The sequence below is a fragment of the Duganella sp. S19_KUP01_CR8 genome (genome assembly GCF_036688705.1).
In the GTDB taxonomy this organism is placed as follows: Bacteria; Pseudomonadota; Gammaproteobacteria; order Burkholderiales; family Burkholderiaceae_D; genus Rugamonas.
Map to the genome: position 1 here is coordinate 29705 of NZ_JAQQPR010000024.1, position 11932 is coordinate 41636.

An 11932-nucleotide genomic window follows, 5' to 3' on the forward strand; every position below is an offset into this window, starting at 1 on the left:
CCTATCAGGCCTTGCCGTGTGCTGGGAGGCCTCCGTTGTGTGATCGATCAAGAGGATGCTTATGCCTGCAAATACCCTCCATGACGGCCCGGGTGCGGGGCCGGATGGTAGCGACGTCCATGTGGAGTCGGCCCGCAAGAATGCACTGATCAAGACCAGCGCCTTGCAGGACGCTATCATCAACAATGTGTACTTCTCCAGCATCGCCACCGATGAAAAGGGCGTAATCCAGATCTTCAATCGAGGCGCCGAGCGCATGCTTGGCTACGCGGCGGAAGACATCATAGACAGGGTCACGCCGGCCGACATTTCCGACCCCGCCGAACTGATCGCGCGCGCCGGCAGCCTGAGCCGGGAATACGGCACGCCGATCAGCCCCGGCTTCGAAGCGCTGGTATTCAAGGCGGCGCGCGGCATCGAAGACATCTATGAGCTGACCTACGTGCGCAAGGATGGCAGCCGCCTTCCCGCCGTGGTCTCCGTCACCGGCTTGCGCGACGCCAACGGCACCATCCTCGGCTACCTGTTGATCGGCACCGATAATACGGCGCGCAAGCAGGTCGAGGCCGAACAGGCGCTGCTGGACCAGCGCCTGCGCGACCAGCAGTTCTACACCCGCTCGCTGATCGAATCGAATATCGACGCCCTCATGATGACCGATCCGCAAGGCATCATCTCGGACGTGAACCAGCAGATGGTCGCACTCACGGGGCGCACGCGCGACGAACTGATCGGCGCGCCCAGCAAGAACTTCTTCACCAACCCGGTCCAGGCCGACGCCGCCATCCAGCGCGTGCTCAAGGAGAGCCGGGTCAACGACTATGAGCTGACGGTGCGCGCGCTGAACGGCGACGAGACCGTGGTGTCCTACAACGCCGCGACCTTCCATGACCGCGACCGCAAATTGCAGGGCGTGTTTGCCGCCGCGCGCGACGTGACCGAGCGCAAGCGCTTCGAACGCGCCCTGCACGAAAAGAATGTCGAACTCGAACACGCGAGCCGGATGAAGTCGGAGTTCCTGGCCACCATGTCGCACGAGCTGCGCACGCCGCTCAACGCCATCATCGGCTTTTCCGAGGCGCTCAAGGATGGCCTGGTCGGCGCGATGAGCGACAACCAGCACGAATACATCGGCGACATTTTTTCCAGCGGCCAGCACCTGCTGTCGCTGATCAATGACATCCTGGACCTGTCCAAGGTGGAGGCCGGCATGATGGCGCTCGACCTCGACGCCGTCGACGTCGCCGGTCTATTGTCGAACAGCCTGTCGATCGTCAAGGAAAAGGCCGCCGCCCAGCGCATCAGCCTCGCGCTCGAGATCGAAGGCGAGCTGGGCACGCCGCATCTCGACGTGCGCAAGACCAAGCAGATCGTCTACAACCTGCTGTCGAACGCCGTAAAATTCAGCGCCGAGGGCGCGCGCGTGACGCTGAGCGCGCGCCTGGTCGGCGGCCAGCAGGTTGGCGTGCTGGCCGGACAGTGGCCGGTGCACGGCTTTCCCCGGCCCGACAATGAATTCAAGGACTTTCTCGAAATTTGCGTCACCGACAGCGGCATCGGCATTTCGCAGCGCAATATGGCCAAGCTGTTCCAGGCCTTCAGCCAGATCGACAGCAGCCTGGCGCGAAAATTCCAGGGCACCGGCCTCGGCCTCGCCATGGTCAAGGAGTTGACCGAACTGCACGGCGGCACCGTCGCCGTCGCCAGCGCCGAAGGCGAAGGCGCGCGTTTTGCTGCCTGGCTGCCGATACGCCTGGACCTCAATGTCGTCGGCGCCCTGCACTCCGGCGCCGGGCCGGCCGTCGAGCCGCGCGAACGCATGGCCCTGATCATCGAGGACGACGAGCGGGCCGCGGACCTGATACGCCTGTTGCTCGAAGCCGAAGGGTTTACCGTGCTGATCGCGGCCAGCGCCGAGGAGGCGCTGGTACTCGCCCCCCAGTATTCGCTCAGCCTGATCACCCTCAACCTCTTGTTGCCTGGGATAGATGGCTGGGAATTCCTCCAGCGCATACGCGAAAACGGCACGCTGGCGCGGGTGCCGGTGGTGGTCATTTCCAGCAAGGTCGACAGCAATCTGGCGCTGGCGGGCGGCGCTGCGGCCGTGCTGCAAAAGCCCGTCAGCCGGCAACAGCTCAAAGGCGCCCTCGGCGGCCTGGGCCTGGAGCCGGTGCCGGAACACACACATACCGTACTGGTGGTCGATGACGACCCCAAGGCGGTCGAAGTGATCGCCGCCTTCCTGCCCAACCCGGCCTACTCGGTGGTGCGGGCCTACGGCGGGGCCGAAGCGCTCGAGCTGGCAAGCCGCTTGCGGCCTAACCTGATCCTGCTCGACTTGATGATGCCGGAAGTGAACGGCTTCGAGGTGGTGGAGGCGCTGCAGCGCAATGAGGAAACCGCGCATATCCCGATTCTGGTGGTGACCGCGAAAATGGTAACCCAGCAAGACCGCGCGGCGCTCAACAAAAATCCGGACCACGTCATCCACATCATCGAAAAATCGGGTTTCAACCAGATCCGCTTCATGGCGGAAGTCAGGCGCGCGCTGTTGGCGACGTAGGCGGAGAAGAGGATGGCCACCATATTGATGATTGAAGACAACGCAGCAAACATGAAACTGGCCCTGCTCTTGTTGCAGAAGGCTGGCCATACCGTCTTGTGCGCGGTCGACGCCGAGAACGGCCTGATGCAGGCGCGTACCGCCATGCCGGACCTGATCCTGATGGATATCCAGTTGCCCGGCATGGACGGCCTGGCGGCCACCGCGCTGCTCAAGCAAGACCCGGCCACCGCCGCCGTGCCCGTCATTGCGCTGACGGCCATGGCGATGAAGGCGGACCGCGAAAAAAGCCAGCTCGCCGGCTGCGACGCCTACATCGCCAAGCCGCTGCGTTACCAGGAATTGTACGCAACGATCGACGCCCTCCTGCTCGCCGCGAAAAATACCGCGGCCGGCCAATCCAACCCGTTTGGAACACCGCCATGAGTACCCAGGCTGCCAACATCCTTATCGTCGACGACGAGCTGCAGAACCGCAAGCTGCTCGAAGCATTGTTGCATCCCGAAGGCTACCAGACCGAAAGCGCCGCCAGCGGCGACGAGGCGCTGGCGGCAGTCGCGCGCCACGCCCCGGACCTGATACTGCTCGACGTCATGATGCCCGGCATGGACGGCTACGAAGTCGCCCGGCAACTCAAGGCCAACCCGGCGACAGCGACCATTCCGATCATCATGGTGACCGCGCAAATCGACCGCACGGCCCGCCTGGCCGGCTTGACGGCGGGCGCGGAAGAATTCCTGACCAAACCGGTGGACCGGGCCGAGTTGTGGCTGCGCGTGCGCAATCTGCTGCGCCTGAAAGCCTTCAGCGACTTCCTCGCCGGCCACAGCTGGATGCTGGAACAGCAGGTGCAAGCCCGTACGGCCGACCTGCAGCGCTTTCGCAGCGCCATGGATGCGACCGCCGATGCGATCATGCTGGTCAGCCGCAGCACCATGCGCTTTGTCGAGGTCAACGCGACCGCCTGCACCATGTTCGGCTACACGCGCGAGGAACTGATGCAGCTGGGTCCCGTGCAGATCGGCGGCACCCGGGAACAGCTCGAGGCGCTGTACGACGCCATCATCGCCGGCCGCGGCGCGAACACGTATTCCGAACTCACGTTGAAGCGCAAGGACGGCTCCGAGCTCCAGGTGGAGGTGCACCGGCAGGCGCAACACTTCAACGACGACTGGATCATCGTTGGCGTGTTGCGCGATATCACCGAGCGCAAGGAGGTGCAGCAGCGCCTGCACCACATGGCGCACTACGACGCGCTCACCGGCTTGCCCAACCGCACACTGTTCTATGAAACGCTGGCGCGCACGGTGGCCCAGGCCGCACAGAACGCCTGGCAAGTCGGCGTGCTGTTCATCGATCTCGACTATTTCAAGAACGTCAACGACACGCTGGGCCACGCCGCCGGCGATCAACTGCTGGGCCACGTCAGCACGCTGCTGCTCGAGTGCGTGCGCGCGCGCGACATCGTCGGCCGCATGGGCGGCGACGAGTTTGCCGTCATCCTGATCATGCAGGATGGCCAGCAAGGCGCCATTCACGTCGCCAACAAGATCCGCGATGTGCTGCGCACGCCGATCGCGCTGGAAGGACACATGGTCACCATCACGGCCAGCATAGGCATCACGGTCTATCCGGACGACGCCGACAATCCCGCCACGCTGATCAAGTACGCGGACACGGCAATGTATCGGGCCAAGCAATCCGGCCGCGACACCTATCGCTTCTTCACCGCGCAGATGAATGTCGAGGCGTTGGCGCGGCTCGACATGGAAATCGCGCTACGCCAGGCGGTCGAGAATGAGGAGTTTGTGCTGGCCTACCAGCCCAAGGTGCGGCTCGACACCGGACGGATCTCCGGGGTTGAGGCCTTGCTGCGCTGGCAGCGTCCCGGGCACGGACCGGTGCCGCCGAGTGAGTTCATTCCGGTGCTGGAGGAGACCGGCCTGATTGTGCGCGTAGGCACCTGGGTGATCGAGGCCGCATGCCGCCAGATCGCCCTGTGGATGCGCTCGACAATCGGCCCGGTGCAGGTGTCGGTCAACGTCTCCGGCCGCCAGTTCGTCGAAGGCGACCTGGATGCGGACATCATCAAGGCGCTGCGCGACAACGATATCGCGCCCGATCTGCTGGAGCTGGAACTGACGGAAAGTTCCTTGATGACGAACACCGCCCGCACCATCGCCACCCTGCAAAACCTGAAAGAGCTGGGCATTCAGATTTCCATCGACGACTTTGGCACCGGCTATTCGAGCCTGGCCTATCTACGCCGCTTCCCGATCGACAAGCTGAAGATCGACATCGCCTTCATTCGCGAAGTAACCAGCAATCCCGATGATGCGGCCATTGTGCTGGCGATTATCAGCATGGCCCACAGCCTGAAGCTGGAAGTGATTGCCGAGGGCGTGGAAACGGCAGCGCAACTGTCGTTCCTGCGGCGCCACCACTGCGATCAGATCCAGGGCTATTATTTCAGCCGTCCACTTTTCCCGAGTGATGCGGACACCGTCCTGAGCGACAAGAAATGCCTGCCGGCGTCGAGCAGCGCGGCGCCGGTGCGGCGCCAGACGCTGTTGCTGGTCGACGACGAGGCGTCGGTCATCGCTTCGCTGCAGCGCCTGCTGCGCCCGGATGGCTACAACATCCTCGCCGCGCAGTCGGCCGCCGAGGGTTTTGAATTATTGGCGCTGCATGAGGTGGAAGTTATTTTGTGTGACCAGCGCATGCCAACCATGAACGGAACGACCTTCCTGGACCGGGTGAAGGACCTGTACCCGAACACTTTGCGGATTGTGTTGTCGGGATATACCGACCTCGAATCCATCATGGAAGCGATCAACCGGGGGGCAATCTACCGCTTCTACACCAAACCATGGGAAAACCTTCTCTTGCGCGACAATATACGCGAAGCATTTCGGCACTACCGCCTGCTGCACGACTTGCCGCTCGAAGCCGTCAACGACGACAGAAAGCAGGGAAACGTGCTCCATTCCTGCGGCAGCTGACTACGGCAATTGGAGCGCCGTCCGCAACGCAGCCAGGGTGAACGGCTTGCAGAGAAAACTTCCGCCCAGTTGGCGCACCTCTCCTCCAACCCGGCTGTCACCGGAAGCGAACACCAGCCTCAAATCAGGTTGCTGCCGGCGCAGCCGGTGAGCGAGCGCCAATCCATCCATGCCGGGCAGGTGTATGTCCGTCAATAAAACATCGAATGTGCGAGTCTCCAGCAAGGGCATGGCCGCTTCCGCGCTGGCGATGGCGCAGACGTCGCAGCCCAACATTTCAAGGCTGTCGACAGTCACCTGCAAGGCATCCGCATCGTCTTCGATGAGCAGGACGCGCTTGGGAACAAGTGGCGTCTGTGCTGCAGGCGCCAGCGCGGCCGGATTTGCCTCGCCCAGTAGTTGGCGAACCTTGTGCGCCAACTGCTCGCGTCGATAAGGCTTGGACAGCAGATGAACACCCGGATCCAGCCGGCCGCCATGAATGATGGCGTTCTGTGTATAACCGGAGGTGAACAGGACTTGCAGGTCGGGCAGCAGCGCCTTGGCCCGCTGCACCAGTTCGGTGCTCTTGATCGTGCCCGGCATCACGACGTCGGTGAACAGCAGATCGCAGCGCACACCGGCGCGCAGCACTGCCAGCGCGGTATCCGGATTGTCGGCTTTCAACACTTGATAGCCAAAACTGCGCAGGACATCGACCACGACGCTTTGCACCGCCGGATCATCTTCCACCACCAGGATGGTCTCGCTGCCACCTTGCACTTCCTTACTGACAGGCTCCGGCACCGTAGCGTCCGACGCGTGAGACCGGGCGAAATACATGCGGACCGTGGTGCCATGCCCGACCTCGCTGTACAGGCGGAAGTGGCCACCGCTTTGCTTGATGAAACCGAAGACCATGCTTAGGCCAAGTCCGGTACCTCGCCCTTCCGCCTTGGTGGTGAAGAAGGGTTCAACGGCCCGCTCCATCACGTCCGCCGCCATGCCGCAGCCGGTATCGCTGATGCTGATGACAACGTACTGGCCGGCAGGAATGTCCGGCATCGCCGCGACATAGGCCTTGTCCAGTACGACATTGCTGGCTTCGATGGTCAGCTTGCCGCCTTCGGGCATCGCATCGCGGGCATTGATCGCCAGATTCAATAACACATTTTCCAGCTGGTGCGGATCCAAGACCGTATTCCAAAGGTCATCGGCAATCATCGTTTCGACGGCGGTCGCCTCGCCCAAGGTGCGTTGCATCAGCTCCTCGCTATCGGACAGCGTACGGCCAACATTGAGCACAATCGGCTGCAGCGGCTGGCGGCGGGCGAAGGCAAGCAACTGCGAGGAAAGCTTGGCACCACGTTTCACCGCCTGCAAGGCAGCCTCCACGTGGCGCTGGGCGAGCGGCCGCCCGGCTACGTCGATCATCAACAATTCCAGATTGCTGCCGACAACTTGCAGGATATTGTTGAAATCATGCGCCACGCCGCCCGTGAGCTTGCCGACCGCTTCCAACCGTTGTGAATGCTGCAGCGCCGCCTGCATGCTTTCCATTTCGATGCGCTGGGTAATATCGCGGGTGACCTTGGCGAAACCGATCAACTGTCCTTGATCGTCGCGGATGGCATCGATGATGACGTGTGCGCGGAACTTCGTCCCGTCCTTGCGAACGCGCCAGCCTTCTGCTTCGAAACGGCCGCATTGTGCGGCGGTGTTCAGCGCGCGCTTGGGCTCGTTGCGTACCTGGTCTTCAGGCGAATAGAAGCGCGAAAAATGCGTGCCAATCACTTCATCGGCGCCATAGCCTTTGATGCGCTCCGCCCCGGAGTTCCAGTTGGTGATGACGCCGTCTGGCGAGAGCATGAAGATCGCATAGTCGGTCACGCCTTGGACCAGCAGGCGGAAACGGTTTTCGCTTTCCTGCAAGGCTAGTCTCGCCGCCCGCTTCTCATCGATATCGCGGGTGATCTTGGCAAAGCCCACCAGTTCGCCATCGTCATCGCGCAGGGCGTCGATGACGACCGACGCCCAGAACTTGGTGCCGTCTTTCCGCACACGCCAGCCTTCGTCTTCGAAGCTGCCGTGATCGCGGGCGGTCTGCAGGGCACGCGCCGGAACGCCTGAACTCCGGTCCTGCTCGCTGTAGAAGCGCGAGAAATGCTGTCCAATAATCTCGTGATCGAGATAACCCTTGAAACGGCGGGCGCCAGCGTTCCAGGTGGCGATGGTGCCATCGACGTTGAGCATGTAGATGGCGTAGTCAGCCACCTTTTCAACCATGAACTTTGTACGGCGAAGAATCTCTAGCTCTTCCGGGGTAACGGAACTCGTCTCGGTTTTTTTCATGGTGGACAATGATCTTCACGTGGTGGCGCAAACTGAACAGTTACGCAGCGGATAACTATCATATCGCTTTTAAGTCATGAAACAGCGGCGCACGATACGATAGCTGTTGCGGACAAGGTCGAAGATTTCCTTGGCGCACTATCGCGATACGAGGCAAGGCAACGAGTCCAGCCACAGCAGGCCGATTCCCCATGCCAGCGAGCCGACAGCCATCACATTCCCCTCAAGCCGCCGCGCGGCAGCAGCCGGGCAGGAACATCGACAGCACCTGCGCGCGGAACGGCGCGCGGGCCGGGTAACGGTCGCCCGGGTACAGCCCGACGCCGCGCGGATCGTTATGGCCTGGCACATGGCGGAATGTCCCGAAAACTTTGTCCCACAGCACCAGCGCGCGGCCGAAATTGCGATCGCCTTCACCTGGCGTGTCGGCATGGTGCCAGCGGTGGACCTCGTTGGTGCTGAACACGTGGTTCAGCCAGCCGTTGCGCAACGGCAGATTGGCGTGCTGTAGCATCAGCACCGGATAGGTCAGCGCGAGGTAGGCCAGGATCACGTCCGCAGGCACGCCGAGCAGCAACAGCGGCCCGATGCCGAACAGGTAGTTGATCGCATAGTTCAGCGGGTGGATCCGGAAATTGTTCAGCGTGTACAGGCGCTCGCTGCCGTGGTGTAGCGCATGCAGCCACCACAAGCCGGGCAGCGCGTGGTGCAGGCGATGCGCCCAGTAGCTGGTGAGTTCGGCCAGCAACGTCGCCGCCAACACCTGCACGGCGAACGGCAAAGCAGCGACCCACCCCGCCGCCGCCGGGGCCAGCTCCGTCGCCAGCAGGACCGGCACCAGCCACTTCATCAGGGGGTCTATCACGCCGAACAGCACGGCGGCGCTGGTGGCGTCGGTACGCGTATCGTTCCGGGCGACATTCCAGTCGTCACGGTAAGGCAGCAGCCGTTCACACGCCATGCCGGCCAGCAGTATCAGGACGGCCGGGACGATGACGGCCAGCTCCAGGTCGCCGCCAGTTTCTCGTGCGTGCCAGAAGGTCAGGCAGCTGGCGAGCAACGACACTGGCAACAGCGCAAGGGAAATGATGAATCGCATAGTGGCCTCCCCCCGTGGTCAGGCGCAGCAGCCGGAAGCTGCAGGCACATTAGGGCGGCATGCCGCCGACGTGGCGCAGCCGGAGGCGCCTTTCGCCTTCTCGGCCACGTCGAGTGCGCAGCAGCTGGTGCTGCCCACCGGCGCAGGGCCACCGCAGCATGCGCCGGTGACGGGAGCAGCCTCGGAGAACCGGGTGTTGCACACGCCTGTTTCCGGAAGCTCCAGCCGCACTTCGTCGGCCGCCGCCAGGTCGCCGGCCAACGCCGCCACCACCGAACGCACCTGTTCATAGCCGGTCATCATCAGGAAGTTCGGCGCGCGGCCGTAGCTCTTGGCGCCGACGGCGTAGTAACCGGGCTCGGGATGCGCCAGTTCGCGATGACCATGCGGACGCACCGTGCCGCAGCTATGTTCGTTCGGATCGATCAGCGGGGCCAGCGCATCCGTGCTTTCGAGCCATGGATTATGGCGCACGCGCAGTTCGCGCGTCAGCGCCAGATCCGGTCGAGCACCTGTGCCGGCCACGATCCGGTCCAGCGCCTCGATCACGACGCGGCTGCCATCGCCTCCTGCGCCGACGACATCAACGCCGTGCAGGCCCGCCTGCAGCGCCTGAATGCGGAAGTTGGTGTGTAGCTCCAACTGGCCTGACTCCTTCAACGCCTTGAATCGCATGCCCAGTTGGCCGCGTGCCGGCAAGCCGTCGGCTTCACCGCCTCCGAACACCTTGGCCAGCTGATTGCCGCGCATCGCCCACACCAGGCGCGTGCCCGGCACCTCGACCGCCAGTTGGGCCAATGCGAGCAGCGTGCCGGCGGCGGAATGACCGGCACCAACCACCAGCACGCGTTTGCCCGCGTAGACGTCACGCTCGCCTCCGAGCACGTCCGGCATGCCATAGGCGATCCGGGCGGACGCCTCTGCCTCGCCCAATGCGGGAAGGCCGCTGGCGCCCAACGGATTCGGCTGCGACCAGGTGCCGGTGGCGTCGATCACGGCGCGGGCCAGATATTCGCGGCTACCGTCGATGCAGGCGGCGCGGATCAGGAACGGCGCGCTCTCCCGGTCGCGCGTCTTGACCTTGTCGACGCCGGCGCGGCTGATTTGCACCACCCGGTGTTCCAGCTTGATGTGCGGCGCCAGGATAGGCAACGCCGCCAGCGGCTTCAAATAGGCGTCCACCAAAGCACCGGCAGTGGGCAACTCCTCATCAGGCGGCGCGGTCCAGCCGTGCTCCAGCAGCAGCGCGCGCGCCGCCTTGTCAATGTTGAACTGCCAAGCCGAAAACAGCCGTACATGGCGATAGCTGGCCAGATTGGCGCCGACTTGATCGCCGCTTTCGAAGACGATCGGTGTGAAGCCACGTTGCAGCAGATGGGCGGCGGCGGCCAGACCGACTGGGCCGGCTCCCAGCACGGCGATGGGCAGATGGGAATGTTTGCTATGCATGCTCTTCTCCTTTATTTGTTATTCGTCGAATGACGAATAATCAGGCAAAAAAAATCAACTACAAAGCGCCGATCAATTGCTTCAGCTGCGCTATCCGTTCGGGATTGACGCAGTAGCACACGCGCTGCTCATCCGAAGAGCCCAGGATCAGTCCGGCATGCTTGAGGATGCTGACGTGCTGCGAGATGGTAGACGGCGCCAGAGGCAGCACGTCGGCCAGGCTGCCGAAGTAGCAGGCGCCGTAAGCAGCCAGGTAGCGCAGCAGCTGGACGCGGGCCGGGTGCGCGAGCGCCTTGCACAGCATGGCAATCTCGTTGGCATCCAATTCCGGTACCGCGCCCGGGAGCGCCACATCGCAACAGCTTGTCATTGCACTCTTATTCGTTAATCGACGAACGAAGAATAACGCCGATATCATCCCGCTGTCAAGAATGTTAGATCGCCGAGCGCCTGCATCCATTTCCAGTTGGCGCCAGGATGCAATCAATCGGCGTACCATTGAGGATCTTGTGAAGCTCCGGAGCAGATATGAAATTACGTTTTACCGTTCCTCTGTTGGTGTTGGCGATGACATCCAGTATGGCCGCCGAATTGCCGGCCGCATCGCGCGCGGAGATCGATGCGCTGCTGAACCGGTTGGGCAGTTCGGGTTGCCAGTTCAACCGCAATGGCAGCTGGTATAGCTCGACCGAAGCCAAGGCGCATCTGGCAAGCAAGCTGGACTACCTGATCGACAAGAAGAAGGTAGCGGGAACCGAGCAGTTCATTGCCCTGGCGGCCAGCACCAGCAGCATGTCCGGCAAAGATTACCTGGTGAAGTGCGGCACGGCGCAGGCAGTGCCTAGCAGCGCATGGCTTAAGGGCGAACTGCAAACTATCCGCGCGAAACAGGCGTCCGTGAAATAAGCTGATCACTGACTTGGAAAGTGATCACTAAACATGAAAACGCCTGAAATCACCGACAGCATTGCCATCGAAGCAGGCAGCGACAATCCCTACGCCGATCTCGCCCACCCGGATGCCGGCGAAATGCTGGTGAAGGCCGGGCTCGCGCATGAGATCACACTTGTCCTCGAGAGTCGAGGCTTGACACAGCAACGCGCAGTAGAGCTACTCGACATGCCACAACCCAAACTCTCCGATATGCTATGCGGAAAATTCCGAGACATCAGCCAGGCCAAGATGATCGAGTGCCTGAACCGACTGGGCTGCAATGTCGACATCGTGGTGAGGAAGAATGGCGAAAGCGCACCAGGACAAACGCGGGTCGTCATTGCATGACGTTCATGTATGTACCTCACGTCGAATTCCCCCTAGAAAACAAAAAACCCGCTTTTCCTATGAGGAGAGCGGGTTTTTAGACTTCTTAATACTTTTTACTGCTGAGTTCTGGTGCGCTTGCCGGAATCGAATTACCTATGAAATGTTGGTACAAATTTGCCAAAAAGTACCAACATAGGTACCAACAAAACCTATTGGTTCTTGAGT

General features: G+C 62.1%; 9 protein-coding genes. 5 read left to right on the forward strand and 4 right to left on the reverse strand.

The window, feature by feature from the left end:
• The first annotated feature begins 61 nt into the window (after positions 1–61).
• From V6M89_RS22145 to V6M89_RS22155, 3 genes are read left to right on the forward strand one after another with little or no spacing between them, the layout of a single operon-like run.
• The gene (locus V6M89_RS22145) at positions 62–2563 is read left to right on the forward strand and encodes a response regulator (RefSeq protein ID WP_332855210.1); all 2502 of its coding nucleotides are present in this window, start codon (positions 62–64) and stop codon (positions 2561–2563) included.
• A gap of 12 nt (positions 2564–2575) precedes the next feature.
• Positions 2576–2989 carry a response regulator gene (locus V6M89_RS22150; RefSeq protein ID WP_332855211.1) on the forward strand — a complete coding sequence of 138 codons (414 nt, stop codon included), beginning with the start codon at positions 2576–2578 and terminating at the stop codon, positions 2987–2989.
• Positions 2986–5565, forward strand: coding sequence for an EAL domain-containing protein (locus V6M89_RS22155; RefSeq protein WP_332855212.1), 2580 nt, complete (start codon positions 2986–2988; stop codon positions 5563–5565). Before V6M89_RS22150 ends, V6M89_RS22155 begins: the two co-directional genes overlap by 4 nt.
• Here V6M89_RS22155 and V6M89_RS22160 read toward each other — a convergent pair whose 3' ends face one another.
• The 4 genes from V6M89_RS22160 to V6M89_RS22175 all read right to left on the reverse strand — a co-directional run bounded on the left by V6M89_RS22160 (position 5566) and on the right by V6M89_RS22175 (position 10748).
• On the reverse strand, positions 5566–7896 hold the full coding sequence (locus tag V6M89_RS22160; RefSeq protein WP_332855213.1) for a hybrid sensor histidine kinase/response regulator: 2331 nt from the start codon (positions 7894–7896) through the stop codon (positions 5566–5568).
• A gap of 223 nt (positions 7897–8119) precedes the next feature.
• Complete coding sequence (locus V6M89_RS22165; protein ID WP_332855214.1) at positions 8120–8962, reverse strand: sterol desaturase family protein; 843 nt, start codon at positions 8960–8962, stop codon at positions 8120–8122.
• A 51-nt stretch (positions 8963–9013) separates the two neighbouring features.
• Positions 9014–10444 carry an NAD(P)-binding domain-containing protein gene (locus V6M89_RS22170; protein WP_332855215.1) on the reverse strand — a complete coding sequence of 477 codons (1431 nt, stop codon included), beginning with the start codon at positions 10442–10444 and terminating at the stop codon, positions 9014–9016.
• A 58-nt stretch (positions 10445–10502) separates the two neighbouring features.
• A complete protein-coding gene (locus V6M89_RS22175; protein WP_332855216.1) occupies positions 10503–10748 on the reverse strand; it encodes an ArsR/SmtB family transcription factor in 246 nt (81 codons plus the stop codon).
• Between the two features lie 224 nt (positions 10749–10972).
• Here V6M89_RS22175 and V6M89_RS22180 point away from each other — a divergent pair, with 224 nt between their 5' ends.
• Together V6M89_RS22180 and V6M89_RS22185 are read left to right on the forward strand one after the other, a co-directional pair.
• Positions 10973–11350 carry a DUF5329 domain-containing protein gene (locus V6M89_RS22180; protein ID WP_332855217.1) on the forward strand — a complete coding sequence of 126 codons (378 nt, stop codon included), beginning with the start codon at positions 10973–10975 and terminating at the stop codon, positions 11348–11350.
• 33 nt (positions 11351–11383) lie between these two features.
• Positions 11384–11725, forward strand: coding sequence for a helix-turn-helix domain-containing protein (locus V6M89_RS22185; protein ID WP_332855218.1), 342 nt, complete (start codon positions 11384–11386; stop codon positions 11723–11725).
• The last annotated feature ends 207 nt before the right edge of the window (positions 11726–11932 follow it).

Excerpts from the sequence above, each read along its gene's own strand:
- V6M89_RS22160 (WP_332855213.1), bottom strand. The coding sequence starts at position 7,896 with ATGAAAAAAACCGAGACGAGTTCCGTTACCCCGGAAGAGCTAGAGATT.
- V6M89_RS22175 (WP_332855216.1), bottom strand. The coding sequence starts at position 10,748 with ATGCTGTGCAAGGCGCTCGCGCACCCGGCCCGCGTCCAGCTGCTGCGC.
- V6M89_RS22180 (WP_332855217.1), top strand. The coding sequence starts at position 10,973 with ATGAAATTACGTTTTACCGTTCCTCTGTTGGTGTTGGCGATGACATCC.
- V6M89_RS22150 (WP_332855211.1), top strand. The coding sequence starts at position 2,576 with ATGGCCACCATATTGATGATTGAAGACAACGCAGCAAACATGAAACTG.
- V6M89_RS22185 (WP_332855218.1), top strand. The coding sequence starts at position 11,384 with ATGAAAACGCCTGAAATCACCGACAGCATTGCCATCGAAGCAGGCAGC.
- V6M89_RS22155 (WP_332855212.1), top strand. The coding sequence starts at position 2,986 with ATGAGTACCCAGGCTGCCAACATCCTTATCGTCGACGACGAGCTGCAG.
- V6M89_RS22170 (WP_332855215.1), bottom strand. The coding sequence starts at position 10,444 with ATGCATAGCAAACATTCCCATCTGCCCATCGCCGTGCTGGGAGCCGGC.
- V6M89_RS22145 (WP_332855210.1), top strand. The coding sequence starts at position 62 with ATGCCTGCAAATACCCTCCATGACGGCCCGGGTGCGGGGCCGGATGGT.